Raw genomic sequence first — 17140 nt, forward strand, 5'->3', positions numbered from 1 at the left:
CCGCCGAGGCGTTCGTCGAGGCCCTCGGGGCCTACGTCCGCTGGTACCGGGAGGGCCGGCTCAAGGCCTTCAGGGAGGGCGGCGCGAACGTGTACGACACGATCAGGGGGCGCAGGAAACGGCTGGGGCTGGCCGCGTAGGCCCGTCCAAGGAAATGTCCGAGGCCCCATCCGTCATGCCGTTGCCCACAAACACACCTTTTGTGGGCAACGAAAACACAGATGTGCCTTTTCTGGTCAGCGTGCTTCTCGACGAAGCACATGTGGCGGAGCCCTTTGGCCGGTGCGCATGGGTTAGCAAGACGCTCGCCGGGCTTCTCGCCGAATACGGGGCGCCACGTGCAGCACGCTTTCAGATTCACGCGACCTCGACGACGCGGCGTTGCTATGCTCAGTGTGTGGACGCGCCTGCGGGCGCGCGAGCGTCGACCAGGGAGGAATCGATCATGTTCTGTCCTCAGTGTGGTGCCCAGCTGCCCGACGGCAGCAAGTTCTGCGGAAAGTGCGGCGCCCAGATCGGGGGCGCGGCCCCGGTGCCCGGCGCGCCCGCGTCCCAGCCGGGCCCCATCGTGACGCCGCAGCCCAAGAAGGGGCTCGACCCCAAGGTCAGGCTCGGCATCATCGGAGCCGTCGTGGTCATCGCGGTGGCGGCGATCATCTTTGGCATCGTGAGCTGCGTGAGCGGCGGGCACGGCTCGGCGCAGGGTATCGCCGACGGCGTTAACTCGGCGTTCGGCAAGATGATTGACAGCGACTTCTCGTCCTCGTCGGTCACCGAGGGCATGAACGCCCTCATCGACCTCATGCCGCAGGAGGTCATCGACCAGGAGCTCCAGCAACAGGGGATGACGCGCGACGACCTCACCCAGATGCTCGAGAGCCAGCTCGGCGGCCTCGACCAGCTCTCGTCGTACATGGGCATGGTCGACATGAGCGTCTCCACGTCGGTTGGCGACCCGCTCGACGCCGACGAGCTCGAGGACGTCAACGACGACCTGGGAGAGTACGGCCTGGCCGCCACCGAGGGCAACCGCATCGTGGTGAGCATGCAGATCAGCGCCCTGGGCCAGTCCCAGAACCAGGACATGGACGAGCTGTGCGCCGTGAAGATCGGCGGCAGCTGGTACCTGTGGGGCGGCATCTAGTCCCTCCGCGAGACCGATTCCGTCGAGGCCGCCCCCGGGACGCTCCGGGGGCGGCCTCGCCGTGTCGCGGGACATGAGGGCGTGCCGAGAAGCCCGCGTGCTCGCCGCCGTTAGCGCTCGAGCTTGCGGACGACCTCGACCGCGGGGTCCACGAGCTCGGCGAACGCGTCGGCGTTCGCGGGGGAGCCGACGATGCTGCCGTAGTGGATCGGCACGGCGACGCACGGGCGCAGGGCGCTCACGAACGCCGCGGCCTGGCGCGGGTCCATCGTGTACGTGCCGCCGATCGGCACGAGCGCCACGTCGCAGCGCACGCCCCCGTTGTCGGGGTTCTGATCGGTGTCGCCGGCGCAGTAGTAGCGCGCGGGGTCGCCGTCGAGCTCGAGCACGTAGCCGAGCCAGCCGTTCTCACGCGGGTGGAAGCCCAGGCGCGCGGGCTCCACGTTGTACGCCGCCACGGCCTCCACGGCGAGCCCGGGCAGCTCGAGTCGCTCGCCGGCGCGCATGAGGCGGGTGTCGGCGGCGCGCGCGGAGAGCCCCGCCACGTCGTCGGCCATGCTGGCGGGTGCCACGAGCACGGTCCTCTCGCCCATCACGCGCTCGGCGTCCTCGGGCGAGAGGTGGTCGTAGTGGGCATGGGTGATCAGCAGGTAGTCCGCGTCGTGCGCGGCCTCGGCATCGGTCAGGTGGAAGGGGTCGAGGTAGGCGACGGTGCCGCCCGGCCCCTCGATGCGAATGGCGCTCTGCGTGAACACGCGGACGTTGGCGAGGTCGGTCGTGGGGCTCATCGGGACTCCCTTCGGGTCTGGTCACATCTGATTCTAGGTCGCGGCGCGCCTGCTACGCGCCGCCGTCGCCGAAGCGGCCCATGAGGGCGCGCTCGAGCCCGATGAAGGCGGGGTAGGGCGCGAGCTTGGCGAGCACGTAGAAGGCGCGCATGTACGGCGAGGGCACGCAGAGTGCCCGTCCCGCCCGCACGGCGCGCAGCGCCCTTCTCGCCACGCGCTCGGGCCGCTCGAAGCCGGTGAGGGCGGCCATGCGGCGCGCCACGTCGTCGGAGCGCACGTGGTCCATGAAGGCCGTGCGCATGAACTTGGGGCAGAGCGCCGTCACCGTGATGCCGCGCGGGGCCAGCTCCACGGCGAGCGCGCGCGAGAGGTCGAGCACGAAGCGCTTGGCCGCCGAGTAGACGGCGAGCTGCGGCTGCGGCACGAAGGCGGCCACGCTGGCCACGTTGAGGACGTGCGAGCCGGGGCCCATGCGGGGAAGCACGCGCTGCGTGAGCTCCACGGGCGCGAGCGCGAGCAGGCGCACCATGTCCGCGTTGTCGCGCGCGGGGATGTCCGCGAAGTCGCCGAAGCTGCCGAAGCCGGCGTTGTTGACGAGAAGGGCCACGCGGACGTCGGGGCGCGCGTCGAGCGCGGCGCCGAGGGCGTCGGGCGCCGACGGGTCCGTGAGGTCGAGCGCGAGCGGGCGGACCATCCCGGCGGCGGGCGCGGGATGGCGGGAGACGGCCCAGATCTCGTCGAGCGGACCGAGCGCGCCGTCCCCGAGCTGGCGCACGAGCTCCGCGCCGAGCCCCGACGAGGCTCCCGTCACGATGGCGACGCTGGTCATGGCTGCCTCCCAACACGCGGACCGCCCGCCGCGGCCCCTCGCTGTGGCCGATTATGCCCCGTTCCGGCCGGCGCGCCACGCCAGATAGCCGGTCGCGTCGTCGAAGACGGGCAGGCCCGCCCCGCGCGCGGCGTCCACGAGCTCGGCGTTGCGGGCGTTGCCCGTGCCGAACGAGCGCACGCAGCGGACGAGCGCCCCGCAGCCGAGAAGCGACGCGCGGGCCTCGGCGAGCCCGGCGTCCCCGACCGGCTCGAAGTCGGGCGCGAGCACCACCCGCGCGGCCAGGCTCTGCGCGAGCAGGCCGTCGGCGTCGTGGGCGTGCAGCACGCCGGCGGCGAAGGGGACGCCGGCGCGCGCCAGCGCGCGCATGGTCGCGGCGCCCGTCCCGCCGCCGGCCACCACGAAGACCTCGGGATCGCCCTCGGGTCGCGGCAGCTCCACGCTGCCGAACGCGGGGTCGTAGCGGTAGGGGGCGGGGCCCTCGTCGCCGCGACCCAGGTCGTAGAGCTCGGACACGAGCCCCGCGGTGAGGACCTCGTCGGGCGCCCCCTGGCGGAGCACGCGCCCGTCGCGCACGCAGACCACCCAGTCGGCGGCCTTCTGCGCGAGGTCGATCTCGTGCAGGGAGGCCACCACGGCGCAGCCGCGCTCGCGCGCGAGGCGCCGCAGCAGGGCGAGCACGTCGAGCTGCGAGCGAACGTCCAGGTAGGACGTGGGCTCGTCGAGCAGGAGCACGCGCGGCTCCTGGCAGAGGGCGCGGGCGAGCAGCACGCGCTGCCGCTGGCCGTCGCTCACGTGCGCGAAGTCGCGCTCGGCGAGCGCGTTGACGCCCGTGGCCGCCATCGCCGCGCGCACGGCGTCGCGGTCGGCCGCGCCGAGCACGCCGAGCCGCCTGGTGAACGGGTGGCGTCCCGCCTCCACCACGTCGCGGCAGGTGAGAAGCTCCGTCTGCGGGCGGCCCGTGAGCATGACGGCCATCTCGCGGGCGCGCTCGCCGTCGGCCAGCGCGCCGAGCGGGCGCCCGAGCAGCTCGACCTCGCCGCCGAGGGCGCGCAGCTGGCCGGCCACCGTGCGCAGGATCGTGGTCTTGCCGGAGCCGTTGGGCCCGATGAGGGCCACCACCTGGCCGGGCCGCACCACGAGGCTCACGTCGCGCACGAGCGGCGCGGAGCCGTGGCCCACGGCGAGGTCGCGCAGCTCGAGGGCGGGCGCGCCGTCCTTCTCGCCGCCCGCCGCACCGTCCCGCGGGCGCGGGTCCCTCTCGTCGTCGGGGCGCGTCACAGCGACCGCCTCCGCAGCATCAGGGCGATGACCACGGGCGCCCCGAAGACGGCGGTGACCGCGCTCACGGAGAGCTCGACCGGCGCGAAGAGCGTGCGGGCTATCAGGTCGCAGCCGCAGCAGAAGGCCGCGCCGGTGAGGAAGCACGCGGGCGTCACATAGAGCGGCCGCGACGCTCCCACGCCGCGGCGCGCCAGGTGCGGCGCGGCGATGCCCACGAACGACACCGGGCCGGCGAACGCGGCCACGCAGGCCGAGAGCAGGCTCGACACGAGCACGATCTGGAGGCGCAGGCGCCGCACGTTCACGCCCACGCTCTGCGCGTAGGGCTCGCCGAGCTGGTAGGCCCCGAGCGGCTTGGACAGCGCGAAGACCGCCGCGGCGCAGGCGAGCGTGACGGCGGCGACGATGCCCACGTCGCCCCAGGTGGCGCCCGAGAAGCTCCCGCGTGACCAGTTGTCGAGGTTCACGATGCTCTGGTCGTCGGCGAAGGCCACGAGGAAGTTGGTGACCGCCGAGCAGATGTAGCCCACCATGATGCCGGCCACGATGAGCATGCCCCGCGCGCGGACGCGCCGGGCGATGAGCAGCACCACGCCCATCGTGGCGAGCGAGCCGGCCAGGGCCGCCGCGACCTGCGCCCACGAGCCCATGACCCGGCCCGTCCCGAGCACCGCGATCATGACCACGGCCACCACCAGCTTGGCGCCCGACGAGACGCCCAGCACGAAGGGGTCGGCGATGGGGTTGGCGAAGAACGTCTGCAGCAGCAGGCCCGACAGCGACAGCGCCCCGCCCAGGACCAGCGCCTCGAGCGCGCGCGGCAGGCGGATCTGCCAGACGACCTGGCTGGCGGTGGCGGCGTCGGTGGGCCCGGCGGCGAGGATGCGGGCCACCTCCCCCGGGGTGGTGGCCACGCTGCCCAGGCAGAGGCTTGCCACGAAGAGCGCGAGCAGGGCGAGAAGGACCGCGAGGTCGAAGGCCGCGGCGCGCGCGGGCAGGGCGCGGTCCGGGGCGGCTTCTCTGCCGCGCGCGGCGCGACCCGCGGGCTCGGGTCCTTCTCGCCGGGCGCCCACCTAGGCCAGCCTCCAGAGGAAGCGGGTGGGCTCGCCGGTGCCCTCCAGGGCGCACCTGATGTCGGAGATGATCTCGGGCATGTCGGTCATGCGCTGGTAGAGCAGGGAGTCGCAGGCCCAGACGTCGCCGCTCTGGACCGCGCTGAAGTCGGCGAGCAGGCTGTTCTTGGCCACGAGGTCGGCGAGCGTGGCCACGCCGTCGTCGATCGTGCCGTTGTAGATGATGACGTCGGCGTCGCGCGCGCCGGCGTAGAAGGCCTCCATCTCCACGGTGACCGTGGTGGGCGAGGAGTCGGCGGCTCCCTCGGCGTCGAAGCTCACGTAGGTGCCGCCGGCGGCCTCGATCATCTGCGAGAAGTAGTCGCCGGCGCGGCGGGTCACCGCGGCGCCGTCCTCGTTGATGTAGAAGAACGCGACGGTGCGGCCGCTCGCGGGCTCGTCGGAGGCCGCCTCCACGCGGGACGAGACGTCGTCGAAGACCGCGGAGGCCTCGTCGGCGCGGTCGAAGAGCAGGCCCATGAGCTTGATCCACTCCAGGCGGCCGAGCATGTCCGGCTCGCGGCTCGACTGCTCCATGAGCACGGTCACGCCCAGCTCCTCGAGCTTGGAGCGGACCTCGGGAACGTGGTCGATGTTGGTGTTCTCGATGGCGAGCGGGCAGCCGGCGGAGGTGATGAGCTCGTAGTCGGGCGCGCGGTAGAGGCCGCCGTAGGCGATGCGGCCGTCCTCGAGCCGCGCGGAGAAGTCGTCGGCGGGGGAGTCCTCGGCGCGCACGGACGAGACGCCGATTGCGTCGAGCGCGCCGATCGCGTCCACGAGGCAGATCATGCCGGTGGAGACCAGGTAGACGTTGGCGAGCGGCTGGCGGATGACGGCGACGTCGTCGGCGAGGCCGTCCGGGGCGTCGGCGCCCTCCGGAACCACGAGCAGGCGGTCGCCGCTCGCGAGGCAGGCGAGGGCGAGGCCGCCGTCGTAGGTGTCGACGGTGAACTGCGTGGCGTGGGCGAGCGCGAGCGAGCCGGTGGGCTCGAGGCCGCAGCCGAGGTCGGTGTCGCGGAACGTCGCGTCGGCGTCCGCGGCGGGCTGCGCGGCGTCGCCCGTCTCGCCGGGCGCGTCGCAGGCGGCGAGGGCCGGCAGGGAGAGCAGCGCGGCGGCGAGAAGGCCGCGGCGGGTGATGGCGTGGTGCGCGTGGGGCATGGGACTCCGTCCGACGGGTGCGTGGCCTTCCATGATACGCGTCGCGCGTGCGACGGCGCGGCCCGGCCTCCGCGGGCGCGTGGGGGACGCGGAGCTCCGCGGGCTTCTCGCCCCGGTGCGCGACAGGGCTCTGACCTGCGGAAGGCAACCGGAGGTATACCAACGGTTGCCACCGATTTGGTGAAAAAGCATATCGGCGGTTGGTAGAGTGGCGTCGTGCGCGCCCCTATGCTCGGTGGTGCCGGCAGCAAGAGACGGCGGCCGCCCGCCGCCCCGACGACGACCGAAAGGCCACGCCATGAGCTTTCGCGACAACCTCCAGCACCTCCGGGCCGAGCGCAACATGACGCAGGAGCAGCTTGCCATGCTGCTGGGCGTCTCGCGTCAGAGCGTCACCAAGTGGGAGGCCGAGAAGAGCGTCCCGGACATGAGCCGGCTCATCAAGATGTGCCAGCTCTTCGACTGCACCCTCGACGATCTGGTGACCAGCGACCTCACCGGCCGTGCGGCCCGGCCGGGCGCCGCCGTGCCGGCGGCCGTGCCCGCGGGCCCGCCCACCGACGTCTGCGGCTTCGACGACATGCAGCGGCGCATGGCGCGCCGGGTGCCCTCGGGCGTCGCGGCGATCCTGGTGGGGTGCGCGATGGGCTTCCTTCTGGAGGGGGTGTCCGTCGTCCCCGGCGGCGACCCCGACACGCTGATGATCGTCCTCATCCTCGCGGGCGTGGTGGCGGGGCTGGCGTTTCTCGTCCCCGCGGGCATGGAGTACGCGGCGTTCCAGCGCGCGCACCCCTACGTGGAGGACTTCTACACCGAGGAGGACCGGGCGCGGGCGCGCTCCTCGTTCTCGCGCGCCCTGGTGGCGGGCGTGGCGGCAATCTTCACGGGCGCCGTCTGCATCTTCGCCTTGGGGGAGAGTCCCGCCACCGAGCGGTGGGGGCTCTGCCTGCTGCTGGTCTTCATCGCGGCGGGCGTGTGGCTCATCACGCGCTACGGGATGCTGCTCGGGCGCACCAACGTGGCCGAGTACAACAAGAGCGTCGCGGAGGACCTCGAGATCGAGGACATCATGAACGCGCAGATCGACGAGGAGTGGCGCTCGGCGCTGCTCGAGACCAAGCGCGCCAACGGGCGCGTCGCGGCGGTGTGCGGCGTCATCATGATTCTGGCCACGGTCGTGGGGCTGGCGCTGCTGTTTGTCCCGGTCTTCTCGTCGAGCGACCCGAGCGGCTTCGACCCCGTGGGCACGTCTGCCATGTGGTTCTGGGTGGCGTGGCCGGTGGGCGGCATGCTCTGCGGCGTGGCGACCCTGCTCATGAAGGCCTTTGGGGGCGAGCGGTAGGCGTCGCAGCGTGTGGTGGCTTCTGCGCGGTAGAATCGCACGCAGCGTCGTTCGGCAGGAAGGGGCTGCCATGTCCGTCGACCTCTCGTCCTTCTCGTGGACCCGCGAGCCCGCCGGCTGCGCGCTCGCGGCCGACGGCGCGCTCGAGGTGACCACGCGTCCGCACACCGACCTCTGGCAGCGGACCTACTATCACTTCCGCAATGACACCGCGCCGGTGCTGCAGACCGAGACCGACGAGCGGTTCCTCTCGTTCACCGTGCACTGCGACTTCTCGCAGGCGCGCCACCGCTTTGACCAGTGCGGCATCGTGGTCTACCTCGACAGCGAGAACTGGCTCAAGGCGTCGGTGGAGTACGAGGACGGTGTGATCGCGCACCTGGGGAGCGTCGTCACCAACGGCGGGTGGTCGGACTGGGCCACAACGGAGGTCGGCGCCGACGTGCGCGAGATGTGGTACCGGCTGAGCCGCCGCGAGGACGACTTCCGCGTGGAGTGCTCGCGCGACGGCGAGCGCTTCAGCCAGATGCGCGTGTGTCACCTGGCCGCGGGTGCGGGGCGCATCCGCTTTGGCGTGTACGCGGCGAGCCCGGAGGACTCGTCGTTCACGGCGCGCTTCGACGGCTTTGATCTGGGGCCGTGCGCGTGGGCGGCCCACGACGGCCAGGCGCCGGACGCGGACTGGGACGCGTAGCGGCGTGTCCCACGCTTTCTCGTCTGCCTCGGCTGTCCAAATTTCACACCTATTGTCTCTCTACGAGTTGATTAAGGGCTTTACCTGGGATTTCTCGGGCTCCTGCTCAAAAACGAAGCACTAGCTGTGAGGTTTGGTAACCTGAAGGATCCTGGCGAGAAGGCATGAGGACACCGTGGCGTTCCCTTGCCCTGCGCCAACTGGGAATCGGAGGACGATCGTCAGTGCCGGGGCCGCCCTCACGAGACCGGTGTGGCTGGGTGACTGGACTGAGATATCAGTGGTTTTCGGGAGTCCCCCAAAGTAGCGGGGCTCCGCACTGTCGAAAACCAGCAGGTCACAAAATGACACCCTTACAGCGATACTTAATCCAGGTCCACAGAACCACTGATTTCATCGACTCTTTCGCGCTTAACGGCTCAAAGTTGGAGCTCACCTCTATTCTCATCACACGGGGCGCATCCGAGCAAGACGAGACATCCACGAGAGGCGGCTCACGGTGCGCGTGGGCGGCGAGCTTGCCGTCACGGTGTACGGCGTGCTCATGTACGCCGACGGTTTCATCCAGCCGCTGCTCTACGGCATGTGCGACTCGCTGCAGCCCTCGATCGGTGCCAACTGGGGCGCGCGCCGCTTCGACCGCGTGCGCGCGATCGAGCGCTGCTGCCTCGTGTCGGCTGGTGCGCCAGGCTCTTCTCGCTCACCTACGTCATGCGCTGGGTCTCGTTTGCGGTGCAGAGCTACTTCCTGGCGGCCTGAGCGCGCGTGAGTGCGGAGGTCGTGTCCGTGCGCGATGATAAGGGTTTTGATGCACCGACGTGCCAAGGCAATCCGTAATGGTCGAGCGCTGAGGCCGGTCAGCGAGACTGTTGCACGTCAAGCACGCAGCCCTTGTCGGGTTGTTGGGTCTGCCTGCGGGAACGCACCGATCAAAGGAGGGAAGCTATGCCTGCTGCGCGCAGAACGTCTGCGCATCCATGCTGGGCACCGACGAACGCACGTAGGCGGAGGCGTCGCGTGTGACGATGGCCTTTGCCCCGAGCAGCTCGGCCGTCGCGCGCACGATGGCATCCTCGAGGTCGGGCTCGTCAGAGGAAAACGCCGCGTCAAGTACGGGAATTGTGAGCTCGGCAATCTCGACGAGCCTTCTGAACTCGTCAAGCCGGGAGCGCACGATTTTCTCGTCACGATAATGACGGCAGAGGATGTAGTAGGCATCCTTGATGCTTCCAGCGGGAATGACCGCCATCACGTCCTCTGACGACAGGATGCACTCCAGCAGGTTGACGGCGTCGAGGTGGGACGGCCGCGTGGCGCTCAGATAGTCGAGCACGATGTTGGTGTCGAGGACGACCCTAGTCAAAGCGGCTCACCCGCTCTGCGCTGAGAAGGTCCCGGTCAGAGATGGAGGGGTCCCACATGGGCTCCGCGGTCGTATCGGCCTCGATGGCCTGCGTGAGCCTCCGGAAGCGCTCAAGCCGCTCGCGTCGGCTTGCCGCCGCCTCGTCAGCGGGATAGATGACGACCCAGGGCTGGTTGTTCCTGAGCACGGTCAGGGGCACGCCGGATGCGTTGACCTCTGCGGTCAGCTCGCTGAACCGGTTCTTTGCTTCGCGCACGCCGACGGTCTCGCTCATGGTGCACCTCCGATATAGCTACATTATGCCATATGTGGCCACATCGGAGGTGCGCTGAGAGCTTTGCTGTTTTCGCCAGTCAATTTAGCATACACTTCAAAAGAAACCTGAAATAGCTATCAGGTATTTTGCGGTCTTCATAAAACCAAATGTATGCTAATTTGCGGCCAGTGGGCGCCGACTGACCGCCGACCGGCCGCCAGCCCACCATGCACCGACATGTTTGATTGAGAACACCTGTTCTGATACACTGCCACAAAGCAGCCGAGCCGAGGAGGCGCCATGGCGTACGACTTCAAGCGCGAGTACCGTGACCTCTATGTTCCCAAGACCGCGCCAGCGCTCATTGACGTTCCGGCCATGACTTTTGTCGCGGTGGCCGGGACGGGTGACCCCAACGTGGAGGGAGGGACCTATCAGGAGGTGCTCGGCCTGCTCTACGCCTTCTCGTATACGGCAAAGATGCTCAAGATGGGCCCGTGGCAGCCCGAGGGCTACTTCGACTACGTGGTGCCGCCGCTCGAGGGACTGTGGTGGGCCGGCGCCGGGGCCTTCGACGGCTCGCGCATTGCCGAGAAGGACGCGCTCTCGTGGGTCTCGCTCATCCGTCAGCCCGACTTTGTGACGCCCGAGGTGTTCGAACGGGTCTGTGACATGGTCGCCCAGAAGAAGCCTGAACTCGGCCCGGCGCTTGCTGCTGGTGAGCTGCGGCTTGTTCGATTTGCCGAGGGTCCGTGCGCGCAGGTCATGCACAAGGGCCCCTATGACGAGGAGCCCGCGACCATCGCGCGTCTCTCCGCGTTCGTTGCCGAGAAGGGCCTGGTGCCGGACATCGCCTCGGGAGGCGAGTCGCCCGAGGGTCACGTTGCCACGGCGGCGTTCGATGGAGGGGCGCTTCTCGAGGCGCTCGATGCGGCCGGCGCCGTGCCCGCGGTTCGCCTGCATCACGAGATCTACCTGGGCGACCCGCGCCGGACCAAGCCGGAGAACCTCAAGACGGTCATTCGCCACCCCGTGCGCCCCGCCGTCGATTGATCGGCGTCCGAGCCGGGGCCGCGCGGCAGGCCGCTGACGGCAGGCGGTCGCGCCCCGGCTGCCCAACGGCGCCGCGTTTCCGCCTCAGATGGATCGATGGCGGCAGAGGTGGGCTGTGGGGTATCGCCTGCGGGTATACTGACGTGCAAGACAAAACGGAAGCGAGGCGCGATCGCATGATGTACCCGTTCATGACGCTCAATGACGGCACGGAGATCGTTCACTCTGACATGGGCGATGACGGTCGCGTGAAGGTGTATATCGAGCGACCTGACGCCAGGGATTGCTTCCACCATGTCACCTGCTACCTGCCGGACGGGACGTGGACCGACAACCTGGGCTTCTCAGATTCGGAGCTTGCGTACCTGAGGGAAGTCGTTGAGTCGACCGCAAACCTCATTCTTGAGTTCGCCGCCGACGGAGGGTTCGAGCATGCCGCAGGTTTTTAGAATCGGCTCATACTGGGTGTACTTCTGGACCAACGAGGGTGACCCGCTCGAGCCGGTGCACGTTCATGCGTTGGCTACGATGAGGCCATCTCAGGGCCCACGTTGAGGAGGCACGCGTGACGACGGATCTCTAGCCGATGCGCCACGCAACACGTTCGCCATCGGACGAGGGGACCATCATGTCAAAGATTAGGGACCTGCTGCCTTCGGAATACGACCAGCTTGATGACTTTCTCTACGAGGCCGTCTTCACGGCGCCCGGCGAGCCGCGCCCTCCGCGCGACATCGTTGGCGAGCCCGGGCTGCGCGCCTACGTCGAGGGCTTCGGCAGCCGTGCCGGTGACGTCGCGGTCTGTGCCGAGAAGAGCGGCGAGCTCGTCGGCGTTGCCTGGGCGCGCCGGATGCGCGGCTACGCCTTCGTGGACGACGAGGTGCCCGAGCTCGCCGTTGCGGTGCTGCCCGGGTGGCGCGGCCGGGGCATCGGCACCGCGCTCGTGCGCGAGCTGGTCGTGCGCTGCACGTCGGTCGGGGCGCCCGCGCTCTCGCTGAGCGTTCAGCGCGCCAACCCGGCGCGGCGGCTCTACGAGCGGCTCGGCTTTCGCGAGCTGCGCGGGGACGAGACGGAGGCCGTGATGGTGCTGCCGCTCACGGCGCCGGCTGCGCCCGTGGCACACGAGCATGCGAGGTGATTGCGCCCATCCGCTCTCCGCTGGGCCCGCGCGGCCCCGAAAACGGGGACAGTCGCCCTTGCCTTGACTTCTAAGTTTACGGTGTTAACATCCTTGGCAGCCGGCTAAGTTAACACTGTAAACTTAAAGACAAAGGCAAGGTGAGCCATGGAAGGAAAGAGGGGCACTGCGCCCGCGGTCAGTCTGCGTGGCGTCGAGAAGAGCTTCGGGCGCCATCGGGTGCTGCGCGGCGTGGACCTGGACGTGGCGCCGGGTCAGGTGCTGGGACTGCTCGGCCGCAACGGCGCCGGCAAGTCGACGCTCATCAGCATCATGTGTGGGCTCGAGCGCGCGGACGGCGGCGCGGTCAGCATCTGCGGGCGCGACCCGGCGCGCCAGCGGGTGGGTGACCTCGTGGGCTACGCCCCGCAGGACGTGGGCGTCTACCCGCAGCTCTCGGTGGAGCAGAACCTCGCGTGCCTCGGCGCGGTCGAGGGCCTTGCGCGCCGGGAGGCACGCGCCCGGGCACAGGAGGTGATGGGGCTTCTCGGTCTCACGCTGCAGGCGCATCAGCGGGCGCGCGAGCTCTCCGGCGGCCAGCGGCGCCGCCTGCACACGGGCATCGCGCTCATGCACCGGCCGCGCGTGGTGTTTCTCGACGAGCCCACGGTGGGCGCCGACGTGGAGGCGCGCCGCCGCGTGCTCGACGCCGTGCGCGCGGTGGCCGCGACCGGCACGGCTGTGGTCTACACCACCCACTACCTGGGCGAGCTCGAGGAGCTGGGCGCGGACATAGCCGTGCTCGACGAGGGGTGCATCGTCGCGGCGGGCACGCTCGGCGAGGTGGTGGACGCCCACGCCCGCCCGACGGTGCGCGTGCGCTTCTCTGGCGGCGCGGACCCCGGCGCCCCCGGCTGGGCGCCCGCAGCCGGTGGCTACCTCGAGCCCGTGGCGCCGCCGCCGGACCCCGGTGCGGCCGTGGCGGCGCTGCTCTCCCAGCCCGCCGCGCGCGGCCTTTCCCTCGACGACGTCCGCGTGGTGCACGCCAATCTGGAAAGCGCGTACCTTGCCATCGTGGGGGAGGGGGCGGTTGACCATGCGGCCTAGGCGCTACCTCGCGATCGTGCGGCTGGGCGCGCTCCTGCAGCTGCGCGATGCCGGCCTCGTCGTCCTCATGACGCTTACCCCGCTCGTGCTCATGCCGTTCATGATCCCGGCGTGCAAGACGATGCTCGCCTCGGAGGGCTACCTCACGGCCACGGGCGCCGAGCAGGCGGTCCCCGGCATGGCCACGCTCTTCTCGTTTCTCTCGGTGCAGGTCATCGTGCAGTCGTTCTTCCGCGAGCACACCTGGGGAACGTGGCCGCGCCTGCGCGCGTCGGCGGCAACGGCGGCCGACGTGGTGCTCGGCAAGGTGACGGTGGCCTACGCGGTCCAGGGGGCGCAGCTCCTGGTGGTGCTCGCGCTGGGGAGCGCCCTCTTTGGCTACCGGCCCGCGGGCGATCCGGCGGCGATCGTGGCCGTGGCGCTGCTCTTTGCCGCGGTGCTCGCGGCCTTTGGCGTGGCGCTCTCGCTCTGGGCGCGCTCGGAGGGCACGGCGCTCTCGGTGGCAAACCTCGTGGGCATGCTCGCGGCGGGCCTTGGCGGCACGCTCTGCACGGTGGCGAGCTTCCCGGAGTGGGCACGTCCGCTCGCCAAGCTCTCACCGGCGTACTGGGCGCTCGACGCGGTGCGCGCCGTGAGCCTCGACGGCGCGGGCCTGGCCGACATAGCGCCGCAGCTCGGGGCGCTCGCCGTGTTCCTCGTCGCGCTGGCGGCGCTCGCGATGATAAGATGCCTGATGGGAATAGACGGCAGGAAGACCGAGTGACGGGAAGAGGCGGGCAGGAGGCGGCATGGCGGACGGCGTGACGACGCGGCGGCGCACCCTCACGCGCGAGGCGATCCTCGCGGAGGCACTCGCGCTGGTGGACGCCGAGGGGCTGGACGCGCTCTCGCTGCGCGCACTCGGCGGCCGGCTCGGCGTCTCGCAGACGGCCGTCTACCGGCATGTCCCGGACAAGGCCGCGCTGCTCGACGGCGTCGCCGAGCGCGTCTGGGCCGAGGCGCTCGCCGCGCTCGACGCCCACGCGGCCGACGACGCGCCCGCCGACTGGCGGGCCGCCGGCCGGCTCTACGCCGCCACGCTGCTCGCCACGCTGCGCGCCCACCCCAACGCCGTGGTCCTCATGCTCACGCATCCCATCTCGACGCCGGGGCAGTTCGCCCTCGTGGCCCGCTCGCTCGCGCGGCTCGCCGCCGCGGGGGTGACCCTGCCCGCGGGCGCGCTCGACCTCGTCTGTGCGCTCACCGTCTACACGACGGGCTTTGCCGCCGCGGAGGTGGCCCCGCCCGCCGGCGGCGAGGCCGACGAGCCGGGCGCGGGCCTCGCCGAGGCGTTGGTGGGCCTCACGGACGCCGAGCGCGCGCAGCTCGAGGACCTTCTCGCCCCCATGCGCGCCGACGGCTGGGACCTCGCCGGCCAGTTTGGCGTCGGGCTCGAGGCGCTTCTCGCCGGGTGGCCCGACCACGCGTGATCGCGCGGGAGGCCCCGTCCCGCTACAATACGATGGTTTGCAACGTCAGGACACGCGCCGCCGCGCCGCGGCGGGGGAGGAAGACCATGCCGAGTCTCGCGGACCAGATCTCTTCGCGCCGCACCTTTGCCATCATCTCGCACCCGGACGCGGGCAAGACCACGCTCACCGAGAAGCTCCTGCTCTACACCGGCACCATCCAGAGCGCCGGCTCGGTCAAGGGCAAGTCGAGCGCCAAGCACGCGGTCTCGGACTGGATGGACATCGAGAAGCAGCGCGGCATCTCCGTCACCTCGTCGGTCCTGCAGTTCACCTACGACGGCTGCTGCGTCAACATCCTCGACACCCCCGGCCACCAGGACTTCTCGGAGGACACCTACCGCACGCTCATGGCCGCCGACGCCGCGGTCATGGTCATCGACGGCGCCAAGGGCGTGGAGGCGCAGACCATCAAGCTCTTCAAGGTCTGCACGCTGCGCCACATCCCGATCTTCACCTTCGTCAACAAGCTCGACCACGAGACGCGCGACCCCTTTGACCTCATGGAGGAGATCGAGTACGTGCTCGGCATCGGGACGTACCCCATGAACTGGCCCATCGGCAACGGGCGCACGTTCCGCGGCGTCTTTGACCGCGCGAGCCGCCACGTGCTCGCCTTCGAGGGCGACGGCCGCGCCAACGCCACGCGCCGCGTGGAGGAGGTCGAGGCCGAGCTCGGCGACCCGGCGCTCGACGAGCTGATCGGCGAGGAGAACCACCGCACGCTCGCTGACGACATCGAGCTCCTGGACGGCGCGGACAACGAGTTCGACCTCGACGCCGTCCGCACGGGGCGGCTCACCCCGGTATTCTTCGGCTCGGCGCTCACCAACTTCGGCGTGGAGCCGTTCCTCAAGGATTTCCTGCGCCTGGCCCCGCCGCCCGCCGCGCACGTGGACGCCGAGACCGGCGAGCCGGTGGACCCCGCGAGCGACGACTTCAGCGGCTTCGTCTTCAAGATCCAGGCCAACATGGACAAGAACCACCGCGACCGCGTGGCCTTCCTGCGCATCTGCTCGGGCCGCTTCGAGCGCGGCATGGACGCCTGGCACGTGCAGGGCGAGCGCAAGGTCAAGCTCGCCACCGGCACGGCGATGATGGCCGACGACCGCGCCACCGTGGACGAGGCCTTCGCCGGCGACATCGTGGGCCTGTTCGACCCCGGGATCTTCTCGATCGGCGACACGCTCTGCACGCCGCGCCGCCACGTGCGCTACGCGGGCATCCCCACGTTCGCGCCGGAGCACTTCGCGCGCGTCTCGCAGGTGGACACGCTCAAGCGCAAGCAGTTCGTCAAGGGCATGGAGGAGCTCGCGCAGGAGGGCGCCATCCAGATCTTCCGCGAGCTGGGCGCCGGCATGGAGAGCGTGATCGTGGGCGTGGTGGGCGTGCTGCAGTTCGAGGTGCTCGAGCAGCGCCTGCGCAGCGAGTACCACGTTGAGGTGAGCCGCTCCTCGCTGCCCTACACCGACATCCGCTGGATCGAGAACCCCGACGAGGTGGACGTCCGCGCGCTCAACCTCACGCACGACACGCTGCGCGTGGAGGACATGCGCGGCAACCCGCTGCTGCTGTTCCGCAGCCCCTGGAACCTGGACTGGGCGGTGGAGCACAACGAGGACCTGCGCCTCACCGAGTTCGGCAACGTCACGTTCTAGCGCGCGACGCGGCGGCGCATGGCGGCGTAGGCGCAGACCCCGGCCGCGGCCAGCATGACGGCCGCGCCGATCGAGACCGCCGCGGCGCCCCAGTTGCCCTCCGAGGCAAAGCCCGCCGCGAGCGTGGAGGTCACGATCGAGGGGACGCGCCCCACCGTGGTGATGGCCGCGATGCGCCACCAGGCGCTGTCGGTGAGGCCGGCCACGTAGGTGAGCACGTCCTTGGGCGAGCCGGGGATGAGGAACACCACAAACAGCAGCAGCTCGAAGCGGCCCGAGTCCCGGAGCCACGCCACGCCGTCGAGCTGCTCCTGCGAGAAGAACGCGCGCACCACGCGCACGCCCACGCAGCGCACGAGCGCCGTCACCGCGACCGTGGCGGCGAGGGAGCCCACCAAGCAGATCGCGGTGCCCTCCCAGAACCCAAAGAGGTAGCCGGCCGCCAGCTCCACGGGCTCGCCGGGCAGCACGGCGATCACGACCTGCGCGAAGACGAGCGACCCCATGGCCACGGGCGCCAGCGGGCCCTGCGCGTCCACCCAGGCGCGGACCTTCTCGCCATCCGAGAAGAAGCCCCAGAGCGTCGGGCCAAAGACCACCGCGGCGGCAACGAGAGCCGCGACCGCCGCCGCGGCGCCGATCACCCTGCGCGCCGTCCAGACCCGCCTCGTGTCCGCCATGTGCGCCTCCCTCGTCGTGCGGCCGTCGTGCCTGACCCATACGAGAC

The 17140-nt window shown here is 70.4% G+C and carries 18 protein-coding genes; 10 read left to right on the forward strand and 8 right to left on the reverse strand.

Going from position 1 to position 17140, the window contains the following annotated elements; all coding sequences use genetic code 11:
* The first annotated feature begins 445 nt into the window (after nt 1-445).
* Nucleotides 446-1144, forward strand: a complete 699-nt coding sequence (locus tag ACWTSU_RS00355) for a zinc-ribbon domain-containing protein (protein WP_455137916.1) — start codon at nt 446-448, stop codon at nt 1142-1144.
* Nucleotides 1145-1254: 110 nt separating this feature from the next.
* Here ACWTSU_RS00355 and ACWTSU_RS00360 read toward each other — a convergent pair whose 3' ends face one another.
* Genes ACWTSU_RS00360 through ACWTSU_RS00380 form a run of 5 tightly spaced genes read right to left on the reverse strand, consistent with a single transcriptional unit; the run spans nt 1255 to nt 6315 of the window.
* The gene (locus ACWTSU_RS00360; RefSeq protein ID WP_455137917.1) at nt 1255-1932 is read right to left on the reverse strand and encodes an MBL fold metallo-hydrolase; all 678 of its coding nucleotides are present in this window, start codon (nt 1930-1932) and stop codon (nt 1255-1257) included.
* A gap of 52 nt (nt 1933-1984) precedes the next feature.
* Nucleotides 1985-2761 (reverse strand): SDR family NAD(P)-dependent oxidoreductase, encoded by a 777-nt coding sequence (locus ACWTSU_RS00365; protein WP_455137918.1) that lies wholly within the window; start codon nt 2759-2761, stop codon nt 1985-1987.
* A 51-nt stretch (nt 2762-2812) separates the two neighbouring features.
* Nucleotides 2813-4042 (reverse strand): ABC transporter ATP-binding protein, encoded by a 1230-nt coding sequence (locus tag ACWTSU_RS00370; RefSeq protein WP_455137919.1) that lies wholly within the window; start codon nt 4040-4042, stop codon nt 2813-2815.
* A complete protein-coding gene (locus ACWTSU_RS00375; RefSeq protein WP_455137920.1) occupies nt 4039-5118 on the reverse strand; it encodes a FecCD family ABC transporter permease in 1080 nt (359 codons plus the stop codon). Before ACWTSU_RS00375 ends, ACWTSU_RS00370 begins: the two co-directional genes overlap by 4 nt.
* Nucleotides 5119-6315, reverse strand: coding sequence for an ABC transporter substrate-binding protein (locus tag ACWTSU_RS00380; RefSeq protein WP_455137921.1), 1197 nt, complete (start codon nt 6313-6315; stop codon nt 5119-5121).
* Between the two features lie 298 nt (nt 6316-6613).
* Here ACWTSU_RS00380 and ACWTSU_RS00385 point away from each other — a divergent pair, with 298 nt between their 5' ends.
* Both ACWTSU_RS00385 and ACWTSU_RS00390 read left to right on the forward strand, forming a co-directional pair.
* Entirely contained in the window at nt 6614-7657 is a 1044-nt protein-coding gene (locus tag ACWTSU_RS00385) for a helix-turn-helix transcriptional regulator (protein WP_455137922.1), read from the forward strand.
* A 70-nt stretch (nt 7658-7727) separates the two neighbouring features.
* Entirely contained in the window at nt 7728-8351 is a 624-nt protein-coding gene (locus ACWTSU_RS00390; RefSeq protein WP_455137923.1) for a DUF1349 domain-containing protein, read from the forward strand.
* Between the two features lie 943 nt (nt 8352-9294).
* On the opposite strand, the gene ACWTSU_RS00395 is transcribed toward ACWTSU_RS00390, so the two are convergent.
* Both ACWTSU_RS00395 and ACWTSU_RS00400 read right to left on the reverse strand, forming a co-directional pair.
* The gene (locus ACWTSU_RS00395) at nt 9295-9714 is read right to left on the reverse strand and encodes a type II toxin-antitoxin system VapC family toxin (RefSeq protein WP_455137924.1); all 420 of its coding nucleotides are present in this window, start codon (nt 9712-9714) and stop codon (nt 9295-9297) included.
* Entirely contained in the window at nt 9707-9988 is a 282-nt protein-coding gene (locus tag ACWTSU_RS00400) for a type II toxin-antitoxin system Phd/YefM family antitoxin (RefSeq protein ID WP_455137925.1), read from the reverse strand. The genes ACWTSU_RS00395 and ACWTSU_RS00400 overlap by 8 nt, the downstream gene beginning before the upstream one ends.
* 282 nt (nt 9989-10270) lie before the next feature.
* On the opposite strand from ACWTSU_RS00400, the gene ACWTSU_RS00405 reads away from it, so the two are divergent.
* The 7 genes from ACWTSU_RS00405 (at nt 10271) to ACWTSU_RS00435 (ending at nt 16413) form a co-directional block, all read left to right on the forward strand.
* Nucleotides 10271-11023 (forward strand): GyrI-like domain-containing protein, encoded by a 753-nt coding sequence (locus ACWTSU_RS00405; protein WP_455137926.1) that lies wholly within the window; start codon nt 10271-10273, stop codon nt 11021-11023.
* Nucleotides 11024-11199: 176 nt separating this feature from the next.
* Nucleotides 11200-11472, forward strand: coding sequence for a hypothetical protein (locus ACWTSU_RS00410; protein WP_455136056.1), 273 nt, complete (start codon nt 11200-11202; stop codon nt 11470-11472).
* Between the two features lie 179 nt (nt 11473-11651).
* The gene (locus ACWTSU_RS00415) at nt 11652-12161 is read left to right on the forward strand and encodes an N-acetyltransferase family protein (protein WP_455137927.1); all 510 of its coding nucleotides are present in this window, start codon (nt 11652-11654) and stop codon (nt 12159-12161) included.
* Between the two features lie 147 nt (nt 12162-12308).
* On the forward strand, nt 12309-13247 hold the full coding sequence (locus ACWTSU_RS00420) for an ABC transporter ATP-binding protein (RefSeq protein WP_455137928.1): 939 nt from the start codon (nt 12309-12311) through the stop codon (nt 13245-13247).
* Nucleotides 13237-14010, forward strand: coding sequence for an ABC transporter permease (locus tag ACWTSU_RS00425; protein WP_455137929.1), 774 nt, complete (start codon nt 13237-13239; stop codon nt 14008-14010). The genes ACWTSU_RS00420 and ACWTSU_RS00425 overlap by 11 nt, the downstream gene beginning before the upstream one ends.
* A gap of 25 nt (nt 14011-14035) precedes the next feature.
* Nucleotides 14036-14716, forward strand: coding sequence for a TetR/AcrR family transcriptional regulator (locus tag ACWTSU_RS00430; RefSeq protein WP_455137930.1), 681 nt, complete (start codon nt 14036-14038; stop codon nt 14714-14716).
* A gap of 86 nt (nt 14717-14802) precedes the next feature.
* A complete protein-coding gene (locus tag ACWTSU_RS00435; protein WP_455137931.1) occupies nt 14803-16413 on the forward strand; it encodes a peptide chain release factor 3 in 1611 nt (536 codons plus the stop codon).
* Here the strand turns inward: ACWTSU_RS00435 and ACWTSU_RS00440 are convergent.
* Nucleotides 16410-17093: a TVP38/TMEM64 family protein gene (locus ACWTSU_RS00440; protein ID WP_455137932.1), complete on the reverse strand. Its 684-nt coding sequence runs from the start codon at nt 17091-17093 to the stop codon at nt 16410-16412. The two genes, ACWTSU_RS00435 and ACWTSU_RS00440, sit on opposite strands and share 4 nt — an antisense overlap.
* Between the last annotated feature and the right edge of the window lie 47 nt (nt 17094-17140).

This window comes from Thermophilibacter sp. (genome assembly GCF_966187215.1).